Origin of the sequence: Rhizobium sp. Root491 (assembly GCF_001427205.1) — a bacterium.
Lineage (GTDB): Bacteria > Pseudomonadota > Alphaproteobacteria > Rhizobiales > Rhizobiaceae > Agrobacterium > Agrobacterium tumefaciens.
On sequence record NZ_LMFF01000001.1, the window covers coordinates 401,868 to 424,061 of the forward strand.

General features: G+C 58.9%; 22 protein-coding genes. 16 read left to right on the plus strand and 6 right to left on the minus strand.

Annotation, left to right across the window (positions count from 1 at the left end; all coding sequences use genetic code 11):
• Window positions 1-38: 38 nt before the first annotated feature.
• From ASD46_RS02000 to ASD46_RS02015, 4 genes are all read right to left on the minus strand, one after another.
• Window positions 39-1,001: a glycoside hydrolase family 75 protein gene (locus ASD46_RS02000; RefSeq protein WP_080670416.1), complete on the minus strand. Its 963-nt coding sequence runs from the start codon at window positions 999-1,001 to the stop codon at window positions 39-41.
• A gap of 181 nt (window positions 1,002-1,182) precedes the next feature.
• Complete coding sequence (locus ASD46_RS02005) at window positions 1,183-1,485, minus strand: AzlD family protein (RefSeq protein ID WP_013635832.1); 303 nt, start codon at window positions 1,483-1,485, stop codon at window positions 1,183-1,185.
• Window positions 1,482-2,186: an AzlC family ABC transporter permease gene (locus ASD46_RS02010; protein ID WP_013635831.1), complete on the minus strand. Its 705-nt coding sequence runs from the start codon at window positions 2,184-2,186 to the stop codon at window positions 1,482-1,484. The genes ASD46_RS02005 and ASD46_RS02010 overlap by 4 nt, the downstream gene beginning before the upstream one ends.
• A 92-nt stretch (window positions 2,187-2,278) precedes the next feature.
• Window positions 2,279-3,136 (minus strand): AraC family transcriptional regulator, encoded by an 858-nt coding sequence (locus tag ASD46_RS02015; RefSeq protein ID WP_025592951.1) that lies wholly within the window; start codon window positions 3,134-3,136, stop codon window positions 2,279-2,281.
• Window positions 3,137-3,222: 86 nt separating this feature from the next.
• Between ASD46_RS02015 and alr the strand changes: the two genes are divergently transcribed.
• The 14 genes from alr (at window position 3,223) to rarD (ending at window position 15,351) form a co-directional block, all read left to right on the plus strand.
• Window positions 3,223-4,398, plus strand: a complete 1,176-nt coding sequence (alr, locus tag ASD46_RS02020) for an alanine racemase (RefSeq protein ID WP_025592950.1) — start codon at window positions 3,223-3,225, stop codon at window positions 4,396-4,398.
• 65 nt (window positions 4,399-4,463) lie between these two features.
• Window positions 4,464-4,718: a type II toxin-antitoxin system ParD family antitoxin gene (locus ASD46_RS02025; protein WP_025592949.1), complete on the plus strand. Its 255-nt coding sequence runs from the start codon at window positions 4,464-4,466 to the stop codon at window positions 4,716-4,718.
• Window positions 4,715-5,029, plus strand: a complete 315-nt coding sequence (locus tag ASD46_RS02030; protein WP_025592947.1) for a type II toxin-antitoxin system RelE/ParE family toxin — start codon at window positions 4,715-4,717, stop codon at window positions 5,027-5,029. The genes ASD46_RS02025 and ASD46_RS02030 overlap by 4 nt, the downstream gene beginning before the upstream one ends.
• A gap of 5 nt (window positions 5,030-5,034) precedes the next feature.
• On the plus strand, window positions 5,035-6,435 hold the full coding sequence (gene radA, locus ASD46_RS02035) for a DNA repair protein RadA (protein WP_003512347.1): 1,401 nt from the start codon (window positions 5,035-5,037) through the stop codon (window positions 6,433-6,435).
• Between the two features lie 95 nt (window positions 6,436-6,530).
• A complete protein-coding gene (locus tag ASD46_RS02040) occupies window positions 6,531-7,118 on the plus strand; it encodes a CvpA family protein (RefSeq protein WP_003512345.1) in 588 nt (195 codons plus the stop codon).
• Between the two features lie 138 nt (window positions 7,119-7,256).
• Window positions 7,257-8,750: an amidophosphoribosyltransferase gene (purF, locus tag ASD46_RS02045; RefSeq protein WP_003512343.1), complete on the plus strand. Its 1,494-nt coding sequence runs from the start codon at window positions 7,257-7,259 to the stop codon at window positions 8,748-8,750.
• Window positions 8,751-8,900: 150 nt separating this feature from the next.
• Window positions 8,901-9,641 carry an SDR family NAD(P)-dependent oxidoreductase gene (locus ASD46_RS02050; RefSeq protein ID WP_003512341.1) on the plus strand — a complete coding sequence of 247 codons (741 nt, stop codon included), beginning with the start codon at window positions 8,901-8,903 and terminating at the stop codon, window positions 9,639-9,641.
• 225 nt (window positions 9,642-9,866) lie between these two features.
• On the plus strand, window positions 9,867-11,252 hold the full coding sequence (cysS, locus tag ASD46_RS02055) for a cysteine--tRNA ligase (RefSeq protein ID WP_013635827.1): 1,386 nt from the start codon (window positions 9,867-9,869) through the stop codon (window positions 11,250-11,252).
• 236 nt (window positions 11,253-11,488) lie between these two features.
• On the plus strand, window positions 11,489-11,857 hold the full coding sequence (locus ASD46_RS02060; protein WP_025592943.1) for an endonuclease domain-containing protein: 369 nt from the start codon (window positions 11,489-11,491) through the stop codon (window positions 11,855-11,857).
• Entirely contained in the window at window positions 11,854-12,330 is a 477-nt protein-coding gene (locus tag ASD46_RS02065) for a GFA family protein (RefSeq protein ID WP_025592941.1), read from the plus strand. Before ASD46_RS02060 ends, ASD46_RS02065 begins: the two co-directional genes overlap by 4 nt.
• A complete protein-coding gene (locus tag ASD46_RS02070) occupies window positions 12,327-12,791 on the plus strand; it encodes a GFA family protein (RefSeq protein ID WP_003512324.1) in 465 nt (154 codons plus the stop codon). Before ASD46_RS02065 ends, ASD46_RS02070 begins: the two co-directional genes overlap by 4 nt.
• Window positions 12,788-13,267 (plus strand): GFA family protein, encoded by a 480-nt coding sequence (locus ASD46_RS02075; protein WP_025592940.1) that lies wholly within the window; start codon window positions 12,788-12,790, stop codon window positions 13,265-13,267. Before ASD46_RS02070 ends, ASD46_RS02075 begins: the two co-directional genes overlap by 4 nt.
• A 3-nt stretch (window positions 13,268-13,270) precedes the next feature.
• Window positions 13,271-14,227 (plus strand): prolyl aminopeptidase, encoded by a 957-nt coding sequence (gene pip, locus ASD46_RS02080; RefSeq protein WP_025592939.1) that lies wholly within the window; start codon window positions 13,271-13,273, stop codon window positions 14,225-14,227.
• Between the two features lie 215 nt (window positions 14,228-14,442).
• Window positions 14,443-15,351, plus strand: coding sequence for an EamA family transporter RarD (rarD, locus tag ASD46_RS02085; protein ID WP_003512314.1), 909 nt, complete (start codon window positions 14,443-14,445; stop codon window positions 15,349-15,351).
• 57 nt (window positions 15,352-15,408) lie between these two features.
• Here rarD and ASD46_RS02090 read toward each other — a convergent pair whose 3' ends face one another.
• Together ASD46_RS02090 and ASD46_RS02095 are read right to left on the minus strand one after the other, a co-directional pair.
• Complete coding sequence (locus ASD46_RS02090; protein ID WP_025592937.1) at window positions 15,409-17,169, minus strand: peptidoglycan D,D-transpeptidase FtsI family protein; 1,761 nt, start codon at window positions 17,167-17,169, stop codon at window positions 15,409-15,411.
• Window positions 17,170-17,364: 195 nt separating this feature from the next.
• Entirely contained in the window at window positions 17,365-17,985 is a 621-nt protein-coding gene (locus tag ASD46_RS02095) for a TIGR00730 family Rossman fold protein (RefSeq protein WP_025592935.1), read from the minus strand.
• A 156-nt stretch (window positions 17,986-18,141) separates the two neighbouring features.
• Here ASD46_RS02095 and ASD46_RS02100 point away from each other — a divergent pair, with 156 nt between their 5' ends.
• The gene (locus tag ASD46_RS02100; protein ID WP_060641831.1) at window positions 18,142-20,145 is read left to right on the plus strand and encodes a LysM peptidoglycan-binding domain-containing protein; all 2,004 of its coding nucleotides are present in this window, start codon (window positions 18,142-18,144) and stop codon (window positions 20,143-20,145) included.
• A gap of 109 nt (window positions 20,146-20,254) precedes the next feature.
• Complete coding sequence (locus ASD46_RS02105) at window positions 20,255-22,141, plus strand: ABCB family ABC transporter ATP-binding protein/permease (protein ID WP_025592930.1); 1,887 nt, start codon at window positions 20,255-20,257, stop codon at window positions 22,139-22,141.
• Window positions 22,142-22,194: the final 53 nt, after the last annotated feature.

The following is a 22,194-nucleotide window of genomic DNA, read 5'->3' on the forward strand; positions in this document are numbered from 1 at the left end:
CCGCATAGACGCCCATAGAAATGTAATATCTTAATTTTTCAAGGCAGCGATTCACACGCCTTAAGCCGCTCTTGTCCACCCCATGCTTCGAATAGCTTTTCACCTTCTTGGTCGATATCAGCCTGCGTGAAAATACCCGTAGCTTTTTTCTTGCGAATATCATCGGCAGGAAAAGTGACGTACTGCACTCGCTTACGATGCAGTTTCTTGATTTCTTCATATGTTGAATCGTTTTTTATGGTTTTACCGCTGAGATAAGACGTAAGCGCAATCGTACCTTCTCCAATGGCCTTAGCGGGGCCGCGATCGCCATTGATCGCATAAGCTATGCGACCAGATTCTGCGTCTCTAACGACAACAATATCTCCGTCATCAGTTCGTATGCCCCCAGAACGCCAATCGACATTTTTGGGCAAAACGACTGCTTTGAATTCACGGCTGTCAAGATAGCGATTTTGATCGCATTCAGGCCTGCTCGTGTCGACGTGAATAGACGTCTGAGATACAAAATAGCCCTTGAACGGACCACTAAGAATTGTGCAGGGCACCATTCTTCGCAAGGCGTTATCATACTTCCACGGTATGATCTGGTCTGTTTCGACCCTCGGATAGCCTACAGGATTGTATCCAGAGTCCCGCGCCTTTTCGAAAGTATTGATTATTTTTTTGTAGCACGCCCCCTTTCTTTCTCCGCAATTCGCCAACTTTCCTTTTTCGTCATAAATATTAGTTATGGCATTTCCCATATTATTAAAGGCTAGGCCTTTCGTTGCCCACGGATCTTGCGGATGATAAGAGCGAGCTGTTCCATCCGTATTCACCGCCATATCCGTAGCGTAATATAATGATTTCACCTTATGTGATGATGAGTAAATCTCTACTTTTTTATCACCGTGAGTAACGATATTATTCATGTTGCATTTTTCTGCCGCTATCAACGATGTCGATGAAAATGCCTGCACGACAACAATTGACACTAATAGAATATTATTCATACCCATCTATTCGACCCCAGTGAAATTTAAAGCAAAATAAAGGCGCATACTTAGGAATACACGTTAGCCTTGCTCAAGACTATACTATAAGTTGATTATATCAACACGTGTTTTCCATCACTCGAGATTTCATTTTGATGTTCACTACGCCGAAGTGGAGCCTTTTCAGGGCTTTGGCAGAGTTACCTCACAATACGATTCCGCGCAAAAGCGCCACGGTGACGACGCCGAGCGTTGCGGCTGGCAGCAGGCTGAGGCGGAGTGCCGCGACTGCTGTCACCGCGCAGGCGATTGTTTCCGCCATTCCGCTTGAGAATGCCGTTGGCGTCACCACAGCCATCAAGACCGCAGGCGGAACCACGCCGAGCGCTTTTTTCAGACGCGGCGTCAGGGTGAAATGGTTGACCAGCAGCAGCCCCCCAAAACGCGTAGCGACGGTGGCCGCCATCATGGCGAGGATCGCCAGCAGGGTGTTCGTATCAAGCGTCATGCAGGCTGCTCCACCTCGTCCTCGCAGCCGAAGGCTGCGACGGAAAGCCCCGCAAGCGCACCGGCGGCTATGTACCAGGCGCCTGGGACCAGCGCGTGCGTGACAAAGGCGGCGGCAGCGCTTGCCAGCAGCACCAGGCCCGTTTCCCTGCCCTTCCAGAACCCCATCAGCAGCACGATGAACACGGCCGGAAAAGCGAAGTCCAGACCGATGACCGTCATGTCCCCCATCACCGAGCCTAAAAGCGCGCCCGTGAGCGTGGCGATGTTCCAGACGAGGTAGATTGACAGCGCAGCGCCGGTAAAAAATGCGGCCGTCAGCCTGCCGGCAACTGCCCTGAATTCCGATAGCGCCCAGGATTCGTCCGTCAGCACCAGCATGGCCGCATATTTTCGCCAGCCGGTAAAATCATCGAGCTTGCCGGCGATGGAAGCGCTCATCAGCACATGGCGAAGATTGACCAGCAGCGCGGCAAAACCGAGCGCGCTCCAGCTTGCCGGATGCGTCCACAGATCCATGGCGACGAATTGCGAGCCACCTGCAAAGACGAGAATCGACATCAGCGAGGCTTCCAGCGGCGACAATCCCTTGCCGACCGCGACTGCACCGAACACGGCGCCGATCGGCACCATGGCGACCAGCAGGGGTGCCGCAGCTCTCAGGCCTGCGCCAAGCTCTGCACGTTTTTCCAGTACGGACATTGCATTCTCCTTTTAAGAGACATTCGATTACGCCTGCAAGTTTTTCCAGTCTTGAATGAAAGTGACCTTGCGCTTCGGAATGGCCACCAAAATCACGCCGTCCGGAATTGTCCCGGCGTGATGCCGGTGCGCGCCTTGAAATGCCGCGTAAAATGCGCCTGATCGGCAAAACCGCACAGCGCAGCCACCTCGGCCGGCATTTCGCCGGAACGCAGAAGACGGCGCGCCCGCCTTATGCGCACATCCGTCAGATAGGCATGCGGGGTGATGTGGAACTCCTTGCGGAAGGCCCGGATGAGATGCGCGCGGCTGAGACCAGCGATGGACGCCAATTCCTCAAGGCCGATATCGGTCTCGTAATTATCGGAGAGATAGTCGCGAGCGGTATAGACCGCCGTCTTCTCGCGGGTTTCAACGGCCAGGATAATGGCGCTGCCATGCCTGCCGAACAGTGCCGCCAGAACCGAGAACATGCCCTCATCTGCCTCAAGAGCGCCGGACTTGGCCTCCAGCCTGCGATGCGCCATCTGAAAAGCAGCGGCCATCTGCGGATCACGCGGCAGAAACCTTGGAAAGGACGGCATTCCGTGGAAAGCCCTGCCCGTCACATCCTCGATAATATCACGCAGCAGCGCTGCGTCGGGATAGATCATCCGATAACGATAACCGCCGCCACCCGGCGCACCATCGTGAATCTCGTCCGGATTGATGAGATAGAGATGCCCCGGCCCGGTCTGTTCCCTGGTGCCCTGAATGGTGGAAATCTGCGAGCCGCTTTCGATCGCGCCGATCGAGAAGGTATCATGCGCGTGCGGCGAATATTCATGTGTCAGGAACGTCGCGCTCAGACATTCCATGCCGCCAAAACGCGGGTCGCGCCAGAAACGCGTCGTTTCCGTCGCTGCAACCGGCATGACGTCTATGGCCTGTTCCTGCGAAACATTGTGCATAGAACGACTTTAAACCAATCGGTCATTACCGTCTTGAACAAAAGTGCTAGGGTCCGAACCGGTTCCAAATCAACCGGACGCATGGCATGACAGACGACTTCGAAGACACATTTACCGAACACGAAACCGACGCTTTCGAACATGCGCCGCTGAGGCTGACCGTTGATCTCGGCGCGCTTGCCGACAATTGGCGCGACATGAAAAAGCGGTCCGGCAAGGCGCGGACGGCGGCTGTCGTGAAAGCAGATGCCTACGGGCTCGGTATCGAGGATTGCGGCGCGACGCTCTACCATGCCGGCGCACGCGACTTCTTCGTGGCAACGGTGTCCGAAGGTGCGACCTTGCGATCCTATGCACCGGAAGCGCGCATCTTCGTGCTGTCAGGCATCTGGCAGGGCCAGGAGCGTCAGGTCTTCGACAATGATCTCGTGCCGGTTCTGGCCTCGGAGGAACAGCTCTCCTTCTGGATGGCGACAGTTGCCGAACGCGGCGAACACCCCTGCGCGCTGCATGTGGATACCGGCTTCAACCGGCTTGGCCTGCCGCTGGACGACGCGCTGTTTCTGGCAGACGACGTGACCCGGCCTGCGAGTTTCGATCCGGTTCTGGTGCTCTCCCACCTCGCCTGCGCCGACACGCCGTCTTCGCCCATGAATAAGGTCCAGCTCGAATCATTCCGCAAGGTTAGCGCCGCTTTCGAAGGAATCGAATCAAGCCTTTCCGCTTCTGCCGGAATCTTTCTGGGGCCGGATTATCATTTCGATCTCACCCGCCCCGGCATTGCCCTTTACGGCGGCGAGGCAATCAACGACGTGGCAAACCCGATGCGGCCCGTCGCAAAGGCCGAAGCGCGGATCATCCAGATTCGAGAGGCCGGCGAAGGCCAGACCGTCAGCTATGGCGGCACCTATTTGCTGAAACGGGCAAGCCGCCTTGCAATCGCTTCCGTTGGTTATGCGGACGGATACCAGCGGTCGCTTTCCGGTTCCGGCATTCCATTGCGCGAAATGGGCCATGGCGGTGCTTACGGAATAGTCAACGGCCACAAGGCGCCGGTCGCCGGTCGTGTAACCATGGATCTCACCATTTTCGACATCACGGACATACCGGCAAACGCTGTCCGCACCGGCGATTATATCGAGCTTTTCGGCCCGAAAGTGCCGCTCGATGAGGTGGCGCGCGCCGCCGGCACCATCGGTTACGAAATGCTGACGGGGCTTGGTTTGCGCTACGAGCGCCAATATCTGATGGCTGACGACTGAACCACGTCTTTAGCTCTTGGAAAGCGGAAGCGACCTGTGCTAAAAGAGAACAAAAGGAGATCGAAATGCCCGAAATCCATTTGAGCGAACAGGACGAAAAGTTCATCGAAGAGCAGGTGGCTGCGGGTGTCTATAGCGATGCGGACGCCGTTATTCACGCGAGCCTGCAATTACTGAGCAGCGATGAGGGAAGGATCGTTCAGCTTCGGAACATGATTCGCGAGGCTGACGAAGAGTTTGAGCGGGGCGAGTATGTGACGTTTACGACGGCCGATGATCTAACCGCCTACATCATCGAACGAGCCAGAAACGAAAAGTGATAACGGCCCGCACCTACTCTCTGTCATCGCAGGCCATTCGCGATCTCATCAATATTTATAAGTTTCTGGATGATAAAAATCCGATCGCAGGCGAACGGCTCGTGTCATCCATTGAACGCAAGATCAAAGACACGGCTCGATTGAGCCTCACGGGAGTGTCTCGAGACTGGATCAGCAACGGCCTTCGCGCCGTGCACCACAAAAATCGCTGTATCTATTTTCGCGTTAAAGAGAATGAACTGCGCATATTGCGTGTCGTCCATGGCCACCAGCACATTGATGCTGAAGACGTAATCGAAAAAGAAAATTGACATAGATGGCCAAAGCCAAGACCCAATTCGTGTGCCAGAACTGCGGCACGGTTCATACCCGCTGGGCGGGAAAATGCGAAGGCTGCGGCGAGTGGAATACCATCGTCGAAGAAGACCCGATGGGCGGCATCGGCTCCGGCCCCGGCAAGACGCCGAAAAAAGGCCGGGCGGTCGCGCTCACGGCGCTTTCGGGCGAGATCGAGGAGGCGCCGCGCATTCCGACCGGCATCAGCGAACTGGACCGGGCAACCGGTGGCGGTTTCGTGCGCGGTTCGGCGGTCTTGATCGGCGGCGATCCCGGCATTGGCAAATCGACCCTGCTGATGCAGGCGGCAGCTGCCCTTTCACGGCGCGGACATCGCGTCATCTATGTTTCTGGCGAAGAAGCGGTAGCGCAGGTGCGTCTGCGCGCCCAGCGGCTGGGTGCGGCGGAAACCGACGTGCTGCTGGCGGCAGAAACCAATGTCGAGGATATTCTGGCGACGATTTCCGAGGGCAAACGCCCCGATCTCGTCATCATCGATTCCATCCAGACGCTATGGAGCGACACGGCCGATTCCGCTCCCGGCACGGTAACGCAGGTGCGCACCGGCGTGCAGGCGATGATCCGTTACGCCAAGCAGACGGGCGCGACCATGGTTCTGGTGGGCCATGTGACCAAGGAAGGCCAGATCGCCGGTCCGCGCGTGGTGGAGCACATGGTCGACGCCGTGCTTTATTTCGAAGGCGACCGCGGCCACCATTACCGCATTCTGCGCACCGTCAAGAACCGCTTCGGGCCGACGGACGAGATCGGCGTGTTTGAAATGTCCGATCGCGGATTGCGCGAGGTCTCAAACCCGTCCGAACTGTTCCTTGGCGAGCGCAATGAGAAATCGCCCGGTGCCGCAGTCTTTGCCGGCATGGAGGGCACCCGTCCCATTCTGGTCGAGGTGCAGGCGCTGGTCGCGGCCACCTCGCTCGGCACGCCGCGCCGCGCCGTGGTCGGCTGGGACAGTTCGCGGCTCGCCATGATCCTTGCCGTTCTGGAAGCCCATTGCGGCGTGAAGCTCGGTCAGCACGACGTTTATCTGAACGTCGCCGGCGGATACCGCATTTCCGAACCGGCTGCGGATATGGCGATAGCTTCTGCGCTGGTTTCCTCGCTTGCCGGTCTTGCCCTGCCCGCCGATTGCGTCTATTTCGGCGAGATCAGCCTGTCGGGCGCGGTACGGCCCGTCTCGCATACGGGCCAGCGTTTGAAAGAAGCTGAAAAACTCGGTTTCTCCGCCGCACTTCTGCCGTCTGCTTCGGCTGAATTGCCGAAAGCGGGCAAGGGGCGCTGGACGGAAATAGAAAGCCTGCCGGACCTCGTGGCGCGCATCGCCGGTTCCGGCAACCGGTTCAAACAGGTTGAGGACGACTAAGATTGATCCTTTCGCCAAGGGAAACAGTGGTGTAAGAGGATCGCACAATTGGCAAGGCAGCGCCTGACAGGGCGTCGCACCTCCGGAGTTGGTATATGCCCATTACAATTTTCGACGGCATCGTCATCGCCGTTGTTCTTTTCTCGGCCATTCTCGCGATGGTGCGCGGTTTTTCCCGCGAGATTCTGTCCATCGCGAGCTGGGCCGGTTCGGTCGCCGCCGCCTATTATCTTTTCCCGATCCTGCTGCCCTATGCACGCAACTATACCGATGACGACAAGATCGCCATCGCCGGTTCGGCAGGCGTCGTCTTCCTCATCTCCCTCGTCGTCATTTCCTTCATCACCTCGCGCATTGCCGATTTCATCATCGACAGCCGCATCGGTGCGCTGGATCGCACGCTGGGTTTCCTGTTCGGCGCAGCGCGCGGCATTCTCTTGCTGGTCGTCGCGGTTGCCTTCTGGAACTGGCTGGTGGATGTGAAGACGCAGCCGCAATGGGTAACCCAGGCCAAGTCCAAGCCTTTCCTCGACGGGCTGGTGGGCAAGCTGGAAGCGGTTCTGCCTGACGATATCGAGCCGCAGATCCGCGCCCGTATCCTCGGAAAACCGCAGGAACCGGCAGCCGCGCAGACGCCTGCGGAAGATGTACCGGCGACAAATCCGCCGGCAACGAATAATTGACACAGTGTCGCGCCTTGCAATGCATGCAAGGCGCGCTATTTGTGCTAAATATCAAGCACGACACAGACTGGCCGACCGGGAGACAAGCTCACCGGAGAGGTCTTTCGTTTTTCTCGGTAGAGAGCAAGGGCAAGCCGGATGATTGAGCCGCTTTCGCATTCCACTTTCAATGAAGAGATCGACGGCGACACGCTGCACGAAGAGTGCGGCGTGTTCGGCATTCTCGGCCACGCCGATGCCTCCGCCCTGACTGCACTCGGCCTGCATGCGCTTCAGCATCGCGGCCAGGAGGCAGCAGGCATCGTCTCCTTCGATGGCAAGCGCTTCCATCAGGAACGCCATATGGGCCTCGTCGGCGATCATTATACCGATCCGGCAACCCTTGCCCGCCTGCCCGGCTCCATCGCGATTGGCCATACCCGCTACTCCACGACAGGCGAAGTGGCGATGCGCAACGTGCAGCCATTGTTTGCCGAGCTGGAAGAAGGCGGCATTTCGATTGCCCATAACGGCAATTTCACCAATGGCCTGACGCTTCGCCGACAGATCATCGCCACCGGCGCCATCTGTCAGTCGACATCGGATACCGAAGTCGTGCTGCACCTCATCGCCCGTTCGCGTCACAGCTCCACTGCCGACCGTTTCATCGACGCCATCCGCCAGATGGAAGGCGGCTATTCGATGCTGGCGATGACCCGCACCAAGCTGATCGCAGCCCGCGACCCGATCGGCATCCGCCCGCTCGTCATGGGTGAGCTGGACGGCAAGCCGATCTTCTGCTCGGAGACCTGCGCTCTCGATATCATCGGCGCGAAATTCGTGCGTGACGTCGAAAACGGCGAAGTCATCATCTGCGAAATTCAGCCGGATGGTTCGATCACCATCGATGCGCGCAAGCCTTCGAAGCCGCAGCCGGAACGTCTCTGCCTGTTCGAATATGTCTATTTCGCCCGCCCCGATTCCGTCGTCGGCGGCCGCAACGTCTATACGACGCGTAAGAACATGGGCATGAACCTTGCCAAGGAAGCGCCGCTGGAAGCAGACGTTGTCGTTCCGGTTCCCGATGGCGGCACCCCGGCAGCGCTCGGTTTTGCGCAGGAAAGCGGTATTCCGTTCGAATACGGAATCATCCGCAACCACTATGTCGGCCGTACCTTCATCGAGCCGACGCAGCAGATCCGCGCTTTTGGCGTCAAGCTCAAGCATTCCGCCAACCGGGCGATGATTGAAGGCAAGCGCGTGGTGCTGGTGGATGATTCGATCGTGCGCGGCACGACTTCATTGAAGATCGTGCAGATGATCCGCGAAGCGGGCGCGAAAGAAGTGCATATCCGCGTTGCCAGCCCGATGATTTTCCATCCGGATTTCTACGGCATCGACACGCCTGATGCCGACAAGCTGCTCGCCAACCAATATGCCGATGTGGACGCCATGGCGAAATTCATTGGCGCCGATTCGCTTGCCTTCCTGTCGATCGACGGTCTTTACCGCGCCGTCGGTGGCGAGAACCGCAACAATGCGCGTCCGCAATTCACGGACCATTATTTTACCGGCGACTACCCTACCCGCCTTCTCGACCAGAACGGCGAGGCGATGGGCAGCAAGATTTCCGTGCTGGCCAGCAACGGCTGATAATCTTGAAATAACAAGCGGCCACCGGCTTCCGGTGGCCGCTTTTTTGTGGCGGGCGATTGAAACAGTACCCGCTGCGGCGTTTTGATCGCTTGCGGTTGGCGTCAGGGGCTTCATAAAACAAGCGGAATGAATTTCGGAGGGGGCAAAATGACCATCAATCTCAAGGGCAGGATCGCGCTCGTCACCGGCGCGTCGCGCGGTATCGGCTATTTCACGGCGCTGGAACTTGCCAAGGCCGGTGCGCATGTCATTGCCTGCGCCCGCACGGTCGGCGGCCTCGAGGATCTGGACGACGCCATCAAGGCCGTCGGCGGCACCGCGACGCTGGTTCCCTTCGATCTCGCCGATATGAACGCCATCGATGCGCTGGGCGCCAATATCTTCGAGCGCTGGGGCAAGCTCGATATTCTGGTCGCGAATGCCGGTGTTCTCGGCGTCATCTCGCCGGTCGGCCATATCGAGGCGAAAGTCTTCGAAAAGGTCATGACCATCAATGTCACCGCTACATGGCGGCTGATCCGCTCGGTCGAACCGTTGCTCCTGAGATCGGATGCGGGGCGCGCGTTGATCCTGTCTTCCGGTGCTGCCCATAGCTGTCGTCCCTTCTGGGGCGTCTATTCCACCTCCAAGGCCGCCGTTGAGGCACTTGCCCGTACCTGGGCTGCGGAAACCGATAAAACCGCGCTGCGCATCAACAGCATCAATCCCGGCGCGACACGCACCGCCATGCGCGCGCAGGCCATGCCCGGCGAAGACCCCGCAGACGTGCCACACCCTTCTGAAGTTGCCGCCGCCATTGTTCAACTTGCCTCGCCTGAGCTTACCGAAACCGGCAAGCTCTTCGTGGTGCGTGAAGGCAAATTCCTGGATTACCGCCAGCCGGAATAGGCTTTTGGTCAAGGCGGTCTCTTAAGGTGCTTCTGGCGCCTGCGAGAAACGCTTGACCGCGAAACACCGGCACGCCATAAGGCAAGGCATGAAAACAACGATCTGCACCTGCTGCTGAATAATTTTTGCTGGTTCACCACCGGCCAGATCGTTTTCGTCTCCCCGCAAGGTCCAACAGACAAACGGTCCGGCCAGGACAATTGACTGCCTTTAGGGAACGCCCGCATGTCCTTGCGCCTGAAACTCCACAACACCCTGACACGCGAAAAGACGGAATTTGCGCCGATCGACGCCGACAATGTGCGCATGTATGTCTGCGGACCAACGGTTTACGATTTCGCCCATATTGGCAATGCGCGCCCGGTCATCGTTTTCGATGTTCTTTACCGGCTGCTGCGCCACGTCTATGGCGAAAGCCATGTGACCTACGCCCGCAACATCACCGATCTCGACGACAAGATCAACGCAAGGGCGCTGCGCGACTATCCGCATCTGCCGCTGAATGACGCCATCCACGCGGTGACGAAAAAGACCGCCGACCAGTTCCATGAGGATGTGGCAGCACTTGGCTGCCTGCAGCCGACCGTTGAACCGCGCGCCACCGACTACATCGCCGAGATGATCGACATCATCGAGAAGCTGATCGCGCGCGGCCATGCCTATGCGGCGGGCGGCGAAGTGCTGTTCGACACCCGCTCGATGGCCGATTACGGGCAGTTGTCCAAACGCCCGCTGGACGAACAGCAGGCCGGCGCGCGCGTGGCGGTGGAAGCACACAAGAAGACCCCCGGCGATTTCGTGCTGTGGAAACTTTCCTCTGATAATGAGCCCGGCTGGGAAAGCCCCTGGGGCCGCGGCCGTCCGGGCTGGCACATCGAATGCTCGGCCATGGCCGGTCGCTACCTCGGCGAAGTGTTCGACATTCACGGCGGCGGGCTCGATCTCATCTTCCCACATCACGAGAACGAAATCGCGCAATCCCGCTGCGCCCATGGGACGCAGGTGATGGCCAATGTGTGGATGCATAACGGCTTCGTGCAGGTGGAAGGCCGCAAGATGTCGAAGTCCGAGGGCAACTTCGTGACCATCTATGAATTGCTGCACACCGAAAAATTCGGCGGCCGCCAATGGCCGGGCGAGGTTCTTCGCCTTGCCATGCTGATGACGCATTACCGCGAGCCAATCGATTTTTCGGTGAAGCGTCTCGAAGAGGCCGAACGTCTTCTCGCCAAGTGGCCGGCGGCCGAAGCCTCCGACGCGGCACCGGATGAAACCGTGCTTGATGCGCTTGCCGACGACCTGAACACGGTTGCCGCCGTGCAGGCGCTTCACGCGCTGGCACATGCCGCCAACACCGATCCTGCCCGCCTGCCCGCCTTTGCGGCCAGCGCCGCCCTGCTCGGCGTATTGCCGAAGAAAGCGGAAGTGGACGAGGCCATCGTTTCGGCAGTCGATGCCCTAGTGCAACTGCGTCTGGAAATGCTGAAGGCGAAAAACTTTGCAGAGGCGGATCGTTTGCGCGACGAGCTTTCTGAAAAGGGCATTCAGCTGAAGGATGGCAAGGATAAGGAAACCGGGGAACGGACGACGACCTGGGAGTTGAAGCGGTAATTTGCTGCTGCGGCTTGGGACTTACCCCCCTCTGCCCTGCCGGGAGATCAGCCGGAAGCACACTTCCGCTCCGTATTCAGCGTTCAAGAGGGGCGAGCGATAACCGCGATTGATCTCCCCACCTGTGGGGGAGATGCCCGGCAGGGCAGAGGGGGGCCGACGGTCACCACAATCCGCTTGCGGTTTTGAGTTACCTCAACCAATCTGAGGTAAAGCAGCTAACTGGCGAACCAATGATGCTACACGCGGACGTAGACCCGATGCATCGCAAATATGCGAAGCAGATGCGGAAAGTAATGACGGATGCCGAACTGAAGCTCTGGAATGCTATTCGCGCGCATCGCCTCGAGGGGTTTAGTTTCCGCAGACAAATGCCGATTGCCGGTTTTATCGTCGATTTCGCATGTTCGGATCATCGCCTGATTATCGAGATCGATGGCTCCCAACATACAACCGAGGCGGCGCTACAATACGATCAAGAACGAACTGCGCGGCTTCAGGAAGACGGCTGGACAGTCCTCCGTTTCTGGAACGAGGATATCCTGAAAGACATCGACAATGTCTGTCTCCACATTATCCGAACGGTGAAGGAGAGCCAACCATGACCACCTACACCGGCGGATGCCAGTGCGGCGCGATCCGGTTCCGCGCGACCGGCGATCTCAAGGACAGTTCCATCTGTCATTGCCGCATGTGCCAGAAGGCTTTTGGGGCCTATTATGCGCCGCTGGTTTCCGTGCGCGGCGTCAATTTCGAATGGACGCGGGGGGAGCCGAAACGTTTTCAGTCCTCCAGCGTCGTCAAGCGCGGCTTCTGCCCCGAATGCGGCACGCCGCTGACCTATGAGGCGCCGGATGGCATGGCGGTTGCGGCCGGTGCTTTCGACGATCCCGCCGCCTTGCCGCCCACCATTCAGTGGGGCGTGGAACGCAAAATCGATTTCGTCGACAGCATCCACACGCTACCCGCCGTCCCAACGGAAGACGATCTGACCTCGGTCGACTATCTGACCAACCTCGTTTCCTACCAGCACCCCGACCATGACACCGAGAGCTGGCCCCCGGAGAGTAAACGATGAGCGAAACAGGCTTTTCCGGCGGCTGCCAGTGCGGCGCCGTGCGGTTTCATGCGGGCAAGATCGGTCGCCCCTCCATTTGCCATTGCCGCATGTGCCAGAAGCATTTCGGCAATTTCTTCGGTGCACTCGTCACCGCTGATCAGGCGCATCTGACATGGACGCGCGGCCAGCCTTCCCTCTTCCGTTCATCTGCAAAAATCCATCGCGGCTTCTGCAACAAATGCGGCACGCCGCTGACCTATCATTATCCTGGCGGCGTAGAGATCGCGATTGGCGCTTTCGATCATCCGGAGCGGATCGAACCGCAGGTGCAGGTCAATATCCACAAGCGCATGCCCTGGATCGAGCAGCTGTTTTCAAAACCTGCAATCGAGCAGAGCGTCGATGAGGCTGATATCACCTCCTTCCAACACCCGGACCACGACACCAAGGTCTGGCCGCCGGAAGACGACCGCGCATGAACGGTTCAGAAAGCTTCAGCGGCGGATGCCAGTGTGGCGCCGTGCGTTACCGGATCGATGGCGGGTTGCGCTATCCGCATCTGTGTCATTGCCGCATGTGCCAGAAGGCATCGGGCAACTATTTCATGCCGCTTGCAGCAAGTACCCGCGCGAAGTTTGAAATGACCCGTGGCGAGGCTTCGTGGTTCCAGTCGTCCGATCACGTGCGGCGCGGTTTTTGCGCACGGTGCGGCACGCCGCTTTTCTATGACATGCCGGACGCCGATTTCATCAACATCACGCTTGGTTCGCTGGACGAGCCGGAGCTGATAAAGCCCGAGGCGCAATCAAATCTCGACAGCAAAATGCATTGGTTCGGGGAGCTTGACGGCTTGCCGGTCGAGCCGGAAGCTGCGCCGGATGAAAACCGGCTACCGGTCAACAACCGGCAACACCCGGATCGTGACACGGCCGAATGGCCACCTGAAGGAAAGTAAGACATGACCGAAGAATTGCGCAGCTTCTATCCCGAGATCGAACCCTTCGAGAGCGGCATGCTCGATGTCGGCGATGGGCACACGATCTATTGGGAGCGGGTTGGTACACGCGGTGCGAAACCGGCGGTTTTCCTGCATGGCGGTCCGGGCGGCGGGGTAAACCCCACGCATCGCCGCGTTTTCGACCCGGCACTTTACGACGTCATCCTGTTCGATCAGCGCGGCTGCGGTCGCTCCACGCCGCATGCGGAACTGGAAGCCAACACCACCTGGCATCTGGTTGACGACATTGAAAGGCTCCGTGCGCTGTGCGGCTTTGAAAAATGGCTGGTTTTCGGCGGCTCCTGGGGCTCGACGCTGGCGCTCGCCTATGCCGAGACTCATCCCGAACGCGTGAGCGAACTGGTGCTGCGCGGCATCTACACGGTCACCAGGCCGGAACTGGACTGGTATTACCAGTTCGGCGTTTCTGAAATGTATCCCGATCGCTGGGAAAACTTCATAGCGCCAATTCCTGAAGCCGAGCGCGGCGAGATGATGCAGGCCTATAATCGCTATCTCACCGGTACGGACGAAGCCAAGAAGCTCGAATGCGCGCGAGCATGGAGCCAGTGGGAAGGCGCAACCATCGCCCTTGTTACCGATCCGGCGCGCGTCGAGGATTTCGGCGAGGATAAATACGCCATCGCCTTCGCACGCATCGAGAACCACTTCTTCGTCAATGGCGGCTGGCTGGAGGAAGGGCAATTGCTGCGCGATGCAGGCAAGCTTCGCGATATTCCGGGCGTCATCGTGCACGGGCGTTACGATATGCCCTGCCCGCTGAAATATGCCTGGCAGCTTGCCAAGGCCTGGCCGAAGGCGGATTTCCATATTGTCGAGGCAGCCGGGCATGCCCTGAGCGAACCCGGTATTCTTGACCAGCTGATCCGCGCAACCGATCGTTTCGGGGGGAAATAGGCAGGCCTTTCAGATGCTTGAAGCGGCCTGATGAGACAATGATTCACGCAGATTTTCGTGCGTGGATCATCCCTCCGATCGCAAAGTCGCCTGTTTCAAGAGCAAATCGCCTTTTATTCATGCAGTTTTTCTCATGAACGCTTCACGGAAATGAATTGGCCCGCGCTACGCCGATCCGTTATGAAGGGCAATCCCTAATAATTGGCGGTACTCCCATGGCACTCGATAAAACGCTTCCGGCCCAAGAGGGCGGCGATAGCGCACGCGGTTTTGCTTTCGCGCTCTCCGCATATCTGCTGTGGGGATTCCTTCCCATCTACATGAAGGCGGTTGCGCATATTTCGCCGATAGAGGTCATCGTGCACCGCGTCATCTGGTCAGTGCCGATCGGCGCCGCCGTCCTCATCGCTCTCGGTCGCACGGCGGAAATCCGCACTGCGCTGAAAACCCCTAAAATGCTCGCCATGGCAAGCCTCACGGCCGCGCTCATCAGCATCAACTGGGGCATCTATATCTGGGCGATCGGCGCGGGCCGCGCACTCGATGCCGCGCTCGGCTATTTTATCAATCCGCTGTTCAGCATCTTCCTCGGCGCGGTACTGCTCAAGGAAAAGCTTTATCCGGCGCAGATCGCCGCCATCGGCCTCGTGGGGCTGGCCGTTGCGATCCTCACCTGGCATGCGGGCAGCCTGCCATGGGTTTCCATTGCGCTCACCGTGTCCTGGGGTTTCTACGCCTTCTTCCGCAAGACGCTGCCAATCGGCGCCACACAGGGCTTCCTGCTTGAAGTCATGCTTCTTTCCGTTCCGGCCGTGCTGGTGCTAGCCTGGCTTGCCATTAGCGGACAGGCGCATTTCATGGCCGGCAATGCGACCGACACCTGGCTGCTTGCGGCCAGCGGCATCGTCACCGCCGTTCCGCTCATTCTTTACGGCAATGGTGCAAAGCTTCTGCGGCTGTCGACCATCGGCATCATGCAATATATCGCTCCGACGATGATCTTCCTCATCGCCATCTTCATCTTCAAGGAACCGTTCGACATGGTGCGGATGGCGGCCTTTGCAATGATCTGGGTGGCGCTGGCGATCTATACCGCATCTAGCCTGATGCGGCTGAAGCGATAACCTTCCGCGTCATGCCACCTCTCCACATTCCCGTATCTGTAACGGGAATGCGGGTCTTTAATAATCGACCAGCAATTGCGGTGTCGCGTCATAGCCGAAGCGCGGCTTGACGCCGAGAAGTCCAGCCGTCTGGGTGATGATTTCGCGGGTCATGGGTGCGGCCGTCGAGGCAGCCGTGCGTCCTCCGTTCACGCCGGTCCTGGGCGCGTCGATCATCGTCAGCACGACATATTTTGGCTTGTGCATCGGAAAACCGGCAACGAAGGCGTTGAAATTGATATCCTTGGCATAACGGCCATTGATGACCTTGTCGGCGGTTCCGGTCTTGCCGCCAACGTGAAATCCTTCCACCTGCGCACCCCTGCCCGACCCTTTGATGCCGTTCCAGTTGAAAAGGTAACGCATATCGGCGCTCGTCTTTCCGTTGATGACGGTGCGAGAAAGCACTGCCGCATCCTCTCGGGAACGCGGCAGGAAGGTCGGCGAAATAAGGCTGCCGCCATTGATGAGCGCAGCTGCTGCCACCGCCGTCTGCAAAGGCGTAGTGGCAACGCCATGGCCGAAGGAAATGGTGACGGAATTGATCTTCTTCCATGTTCTCGGCTGGGTGGGCGTGGCAACGCCAGGCATTTCCGTGTCCATTCTGGAGAGAAGTCCCAGTTTCGTCAGGAACTGCTGGTGGCCTTCGACCCCGACCTTGTCGGCGACGGCCGCCGTGCCGATATTCGATGAATATTGAAACACTTCCGGGATCGACAGCGGGCGGTTCCGGCCCTTGAAATCCTTGATTGTGAAGCCTCCCATGCGGATGGGTCGCGACGCGTCAACTACCGAGTTGAGCGTTATGGCACCTGCATCCAGTCCCATGGCAAGTGTGAAGCTCTTGAAGGTGGATCCCATCTCGAAGGTCGCATTGCTCATGCGGTTGAACCAGCCCTTTTCATACTCCCTGTCGATGCTGCCATCGGCAAGGGTGCGGGAAGGCTCGTTCGGGTCGTAATCCGGCACCGACGCCATGGCCAGCACCTCGCCCGTCTCCACATCCAGTATCACTGAACCGGCAGCCTCCGCCTGATAGGCGGTTTTCGCCTTGAGCACGACCTCACGCACGATGTTCTGCACCCGCAGATCGATCGACAACCTCACCGGCTCCAGCGGTGCACCGCTGGCAAGGCCGGTCGCGCGCAAGTCGGCCAGTCCCTGCTGGTCGAGATAACGTTCCATCCCCGCAAGGCCCTGATTGTCGACATTGACGTGGCCGATGATATGGGAGGCTGCGGGGCCACCCGGATAAAAGCGCCGTTTCTCCGGCCGGAAACCGATGCCGGGGATGCCGAGGTTGAGAATATCGGCCTGCTGGCGCGGCGTCAGCTGGCGCCGCAGCCATTGAAAGCCGGTGTCCGAGCGCAATCTGCGGTGCGTCTCGCGCCAGTCGAGATTGGGGATGACGGTTGCGAGCTTCTCGACAACCTCATCCGCGTCCACGACCCGGCGCGGATCCGCATAAAGCGACACCATGTTGAGATCCGTCGCGAGCAGCGTGCCGTTGCGGTCGAGGATATCGGGACGGGAGGCGACTGTGGTGGCGCCGGTATTGATCCATGCGGTCGAAATGGGTTCGGCAAGGCCGTATTGGACAAGCCGTGCTGCAACGACGCCATAGATAACGGCAAAGACGGCGATCAATATTCCAAGCCGCTTTTTCGCGTCCACCCGGCGGCGGGCAGCGGAACCGAGGATCGCATCCCTACCCTGAAACGGACTTCTCTGAATAATAAAATGCGTCCGGCTTTTCAGCCGCACCAAAAAAGCAATCATTCCCCAATGAGCCCCGCTATCATGGCGGCGAAAAATAAAATTCCGCGCTCAGCCTACGCCTTGTAGACGCTGGCACAGGATCGGGCGCGGAGCCATGAAAACAGCGGGCGGGGCGATGCCGCAGTCAAATCTCTATTAATATACACTTAAAATTGTAACGAACCGCGTGGCCGCCCGTTAACATTTATTCGATGCCTAGAGACGGGAAATTACCGAAGGGTCGCCTTCCGGGTTCTGCTGCGCAAGCGCCCGGTCGATGATGGCGGGCACGATGTCCTTGACCTCATCGATGACCAGCGGGTTCAGAAGATGGGCGCGATGGATGAAACCCTCATCGCGCATGTGCTGCACGAGTTCCAGCATCGGGTTCCAGAAGCCGTTGATATTGGCGAAGACAATCGGCTTGGCGTGACGGCCGAGCTGCGCCCAGGTCATGATTTCGACGATCTCTTCCAGCGTGCCGACGCCCCCCGGCAGCGTTACGAAAGCATCCGAGCGCTCAAACATCATATGTTTGCGCTCATGCATGTCCTTGGTGACGATAAGCTCGTTCAATTGTCCGAGAGAATGGCGTGTAGCCTCCATATCGACCAGAAATTCCGGTATGATACCAGTTACTTCGCCGCCGTTGGAAAGAACGCCGCTGGCGACCGCGCCCATGATGCCCTTGGTGCCACCGCCATAGACCAGGCGAATGCCGTTTTCGGCAATGGATTTCCCAAGCGCGCGGCCTGCTTCCATGTGAGCCGGGTCACGTCCGGGCTGGGAGCCGCAATAAACGCAGATGGATCGAATCGCTGTATTTTTGTCCGTCATGATGGGAAGGAACTATGCCGGATGCGACACGTCAAGAAAATTTGGGAAATCCCTTGCAAATATGGCCTTTTACGGCCACGCCGCTTGTCTGGGGCAAGGTAAGACGCTAGCAATCTCAACTCGTGTAAAAAGCTTACAATACCCGGAGATTCCAGGATGAAAAACAATAAAGCCGGTTTGCTGGCACTGATCGTGCTGGGCATCGCGTCCCTGCTCATGATCTTTTTCGTCCTGCCTAGAATTTCCAATGACGGCAAACCCATCGGCGATGCCATCAACGAAGCGGGCAACGCGGTGAAGAACAGCGTTGAAATGGGCAGCGACAAGGCGGGCGACATCCTGTCCGACGCCGCTCAGGAGACCGCCAATATCGCCGACAAGGTCGGGCGCCTCGCGGCTTCCGCAACCCAGTCGATCAAGGATTTGACCACGCTTTTCGCCGATAGCAAGGTTCCGTCCGACGCCGACTTTGCGGCAGCACGCAAGAAGGTCGAGGCATCGCTCAAGGAACTGACCAATATCGAAATTCCCGAGACGCTGGATGAAACGACGTCGCGCCTCATCACCACGGCGCGCACTGCGGCCGAACGCACCACCGCTTTCCTGCGCGGTCTGCCGGATAGTGCAGCGGCGGCGGCAGCACAGGTTCGCCGTCTGGCGGGCGTCTTCACCGGCACCGACGATGGCGCTGCACAGCAGCCCCAACCCGCCGCTCCTGCCGCCGATGCAGCGCAGTCCACATCGGGCGCACCGACCTTTGACGTGCTTCGCGTCGAGCCCGATGGTTCGGCTGTGGTCGCAGGCAAGGCACAGCCCGGCTCCAAGCTTGAAATTCTCAGCAACGGCAAGGTGATCGCGCAGACGACCATCGACGGATCGGGCGATTTCGCCGCCGTTTTTGACAATCCCCTGCCACCGGGCGACCATGAGCTGGTGCTGCGCTCGACCGACGCCAGCGGCAAGGCAACGCAATCCGAAGAAGTCGCAACCGTTTCCGTGCCCAACGGCAAGGCGGGCGAACTCTTGGCAATGGTGTCCAAGCCCGGTGAAGCAAGCCGCGTGCTGGCAATGCCGGAGGCGGCACCTTCAGCACTCCAGCCCCCGCAAGCCGCGCAACCGGGTCAGTCGGCAACACCTGCCGCCACCACGACGCCCGCGCCTGCCGCTGGTACCCCGGCTCCGTCCGCTGCCGCAGCTCCGTTGACTTCGACCGTTCAGGTAACAGCCGTCGAATTCGAAGGCTCGAAGATTTTCGTTGCGGGTTCCGCGCCTGCCGCTTCGAGCGTGCGCGCGCTGGTCGACGACAAGGAAATCGGCAAAAGCACCACGGAGGCCTCCGGCCATTTCGTCATCGAGGGCAATGTCGATCTTTCCGTCGGCAGCCATATCATCACTGTCGAAGAGCTGAATGCCGACGGCACGGTGAAGGTCCGCGTGCGCGTTCCATTCGAGCGCCCGCAGACCGACCAGGCAACCGTCGCCATGCAGGCACCGTCCGCAACGCCATCCGCCGCCACGACGACCGCGCCCGCTGAAAACCAGAGCACGGCAAGCGACCGTGCTGCATTCGAAAAGCTGCGCACGGATGTCGCCAAGGCCTTCGGCATTCTGTCCAATCTCTACAAGGATCAGGCCACACCGGCGCTCGACCAGGCCATTGCCGGCCGCTCCGCCGTGGTGATCGGCCTCAAGTCGCTCTCCGAGTTCCGCACTGCCGCAGGCACCGAGCCATCCTTTACCGCCTTTGCCGGCGATATCGCCGCCAAGGCACGTCAGCTGCTGACATCGGTAGAGGCATGGCCGAACGACGTTGCCGGGATCGGCAAGGGTATCGCCACGCTGGCAAGCCGCCTTGCCGACCTCCACATCATCGCCCCGCCCGCACCTGCACCGCAGGCGCCCGCCGGTCCGCAGACCTTCGAGCAGCCGCCGCTTGCCGAAAGCCAGAACAGCGTCATCATCCGCCGCGGCGATACGCTGTGGCAGATTTCCCGTCGCGTTTACGGACAGGGCGTGCGTTACACCACGATCTACCTCGCCAACGAGGATCAGATCAAAAATCCTGACCTGATCGAGCCCGGCCAGATTTTCGGTGTGCCGGAGAAGGCCCTGCCGAATGCGGAAGAACTTCATCGCAAGCGTCTGAAGAGCGGTTCCTGATCGTTCAAGACATTGCGGTGACCCCGCAACAACCCTACCTGTGACAAGCACGGCGGCTTTCTAGAGCCGCCGCCCTGCTGTCGGCTTCCGGCAGTGCCCGGAGCAAATGATGGCCACCAAGAAAAAAACCATTTCGGCGGATTCCAGCAATCCCACGCAGACCCTCATCAACCTCTGGCCCTACATGTGGCCGGAAGGCCGCCTTGACCTGAAAATGCGGGTAATCTGGGCGACGGCGTTTCTCGTTATCGCCAAGCTGGTGCTGATCCTCGTTCCCTATTTCTTCAAATGGGCAACGGATGCGCTGAACGGCAAGCTGGACATGGTCGGGCTGGTTCCGGCCTTCCTGCTCGGTGCTGTCGCGCTTGTTATCGCCTATAATCTGACGCGGCTGATACAGGTCGGGCTCAACCAGCTGCGCGATTCGCTGTTTGCCAGCGTCGGCCAGCATGCCGTGCGCCAGCTCGCCTACCGAACCTTTGTGCACATGCACCGGCTTTCCCTGCGTTTCCATCTGGAGCGCAAGACAGGCGGGCTTTCACGGGTTATCGAGCGTGGGACCAAGGGCATCGAAACCATTGTCCGCTTCACCATTCTCAACACCGCACCGACCTTCATCGAATTCCTGCTGACGGCGATCATTTTCTGGACCTCCTACGGCTTTTCCTATGTGCTGGTCACGGTTGTCACCGTGTGGGCCTATATCTGGTTCACCGTGCGGGCCAGCAACTGGCGCATCTCCATTCGCCGCGCCATGAACGACAGCGATACCGACGCCAACACCAAGGCGATCGATTCACTGTTGAACTTCGAAACCGTCAAATATTTCGGCAATGAGGAGATGGAGGCGAAGCGCTTTGACGTCGCGATGGAGCGTTACGAAAAATCGGCGATCTCGATCTGGACGTCGCTCGGCTGGCTGAACTTCGGCCAGGGCGTGATCTTCGGCATCGGCTCCACTGTCATGATGGTGATGTCGGCGATGGCCGTGCAACGCGGCGAGCAGACCATCGGCGATTTCGTGTTCATCAACGCGCTCCTGCTGCAGCTTTCGGTACCGCTGAACTTCATCGGTTTCGTCTATCGTGAAATTCGCCAGGGATTGACCGACATCGAACAGATGTTCGAACTTCTCGAAGTCGAGGCCGAGGTTACCGACAGGGCGGATGCGAAGCCGCTTGTGGCCGGACCGGGTGCCATTTCCTTTCGCGACGTGCATTTCGCCTACGATCCGGAAAGACCAATCCTGAAGGGCATTTCCTTCGATGTGCCTGCGGGCAAGACGGTAGCGATCGTCGGTCCTTCGGGTGCCGGAAAATCTACGATCTCGCGGTTGCTTTATCGTTTCTACGATATTCAGGAAGGCGCCGTCACCATCGACGGGCAGGACATTCGCGACGTGACGCAAAAGAGCCTGCGCTCGATGATCGGCATGGTGCCGCAGGATACCGTGCTGTTCAACGATACGCTCGCCTACAACATCCGTTACGGACGCCCTTCGGCAACAACCGAGGAGGTCACGGCAGCGGCGGATGCGGCCCAGATCAGCGCCTTCATAGGCAAACTGCCGGAGGGTTACGCCACCATGGTTGGCGAACGGGGCTTGAAACTTTCCGGCGGCGAAAAGCAGCGCGTGGCGATTGCCCGAACCATTCTGAAAGCGCCGCCGATCCTCATTCTCGATGAAGCAACCTCTGCGCTGGACACCCATACGGAACAGGAAATCCAGAGCGCGCTTGATATCGTTTCGAAAAACCGCACGACGCTGGTCATCGCCCACCGCCTCTCCACCGTCATCGGCGCTGATGAAATCATCGTTCTGAAGGAAGGTTTGATCGCCGAGCGCGGAACCCACGCCTCGCTGATGGCACAGAACGGGCTTTATGCCTCGATGTGGAGCCGCCAGCGCGAAGCCATTCGCGCAGAGGAAATGCTGCGCCATGTTCGCGAAACCGACGATCTTGGCGTTGTTGACCGCGGCGAACCCGCGCATTGACGGGCATAAACCCCTGACAACAGGGCGGCACACCAACCGGACCATTGCCGGGC

Bases quoted from the DNA above. Each gene is read 5' to 3' on its own strand.
- ASD46_RS02000 (WP_080670416.1), bottom strand. From the start codon at position 1,001: ATGGGTATGAATAATATTCTATTAGTGTCAATTGTTGTCGTGCAGGCA.
- ASD46_RS02005 (WP_013635832.1), bottom strand. From the start codon at position 1,485: ATGACGCTTGATACGAACACCCTGCTGGCGATCCTCGCCATGATGGCG.
- ASD46_RS02010 (WP_013635831.1), bottom strand. From the start codon at position 2,186: ATGTCCGTACTGGAAAAACGTGCAGAGCTTGGCGCAGGCCTGAGAGCT.
- ASD46_RS02015 (WP_025592951.1), bottom strand. From the start codon at position 3,136: ATGCACAATGTTTCGCAGGAACAGGCCATAGACGTCATGCCGGTTGCA.
- alr (WP_025592950.1), top strand. From the start codon at position 3,223: ATGACAGACGACTTCGAAGACACATTTACCGAACACGAAACCGACGCT.
- ASD46_RS02025 (WP_025592949.1), top strand. From the start codon at position 4,464: ATGCCCGAAATCCATTTGAGCGAACAGGACGAAAAGTTCATCGAAGAG.
- radA (WP_003512347.1), top strand. From the start codon at position 5,035: ATGGCCAAAGCCAAGACCCAATTCGTGTGCCAGAACTGCGGCACGGTT.
- ASD46_RS02040 (WP_003512345.1), top strand. From the start codon at position 6,531: ATGCCCATTACAATTTTCGACGGCATCGTCATCGCCGTTGTTCTTTTC.
- purF (WP_003512343.1), top strand. From the start codon at position 7,257: ATGATTGAGCCGCTTTCGCATTCCACTTTCAATGAAGAGATCGACGGC.
- ASD46_RS02050 (WP_003512341.1), top strand. From the start codon at position 8,901: ATGACCATCAATCTCAAGGGCAGGATCGCGCTCGTCACCGGCGCGTCG.
- cysS (WP_013635827.1), top strand. From the start codon at position 9,867: ATGTCCTTGCGCCTGAAACTCCACAACACCCTGACACGCGAAAAGACG.
- ASD46_RS02060 (WP_025592943.1), top strand. From the start codon at position 11,489: ATGCTACACGCGGACGTAGACCCGATGCATCGCAAATATGCGAAGCAG.
- ASD46_RS02065 (WP_025592941.1), top strand. From the start codon at position 11,854: ATGACCACCTACACCGGCGGATGCCAGTGCGGCGCGATCCGGTTCCGC.
- ASD46_RS02070 (WP_003512324.1), top strand. From the start codon at position 12,327: ATGAGCGAAACAGGCTTTTCCGGCGGCTGCCAGTGCGGCGCCGTGCGG.
- ASD46_RS02075 (WP_025592940.1), top strand. From the start codon at position 12,788: ATGAACGGTTCAGAAAGCTTCAGCGGCGGATGCCAGTGTGGCGCCGTG.
- pip (WP_025592939.1), top strand. From the start codon at position 13,271: ATGACCGAAGAATTGCGCAGCTTCTATCCCGAGATCGAACCCTTCGAG.
- rarD (WP_003512314.1), top strand. From the start codon at position 14,443: ATGGCACTCGATAAAACGCTTCCGGCCCAAGAGGGCGGCGATAGCGCA.
- ASD46_RS02090 (WP_025592937.1), bottom strand. From the start codon at position 17,169: ATGATTGCTTTTTTGGTGCGGCTGAAAAGCCGGACGCATTTTATTATT.
- ASD46_RS02095 (WP_025592935.1), bottom strand. From the start codon at position 17,985: ATGACGGACAAAAATACAGCGATTCGATCCATCTGCGTTTATTGCGGC.
- ASD46_RS02100 (WP_060641831.1), top strand. From the start codon at position 18,142: ATGAAAAACAATAAAGCCGGTTTGCTGGCACTGATCGTGCTGGGCATC.
- ASD46_RS02105 (WP_025592930.1), top strand. From the start codon at position 20,255: ATGGCCACCAAGAAAAAAACCATTTCGGCGGATTCCAGCAATCCCACG.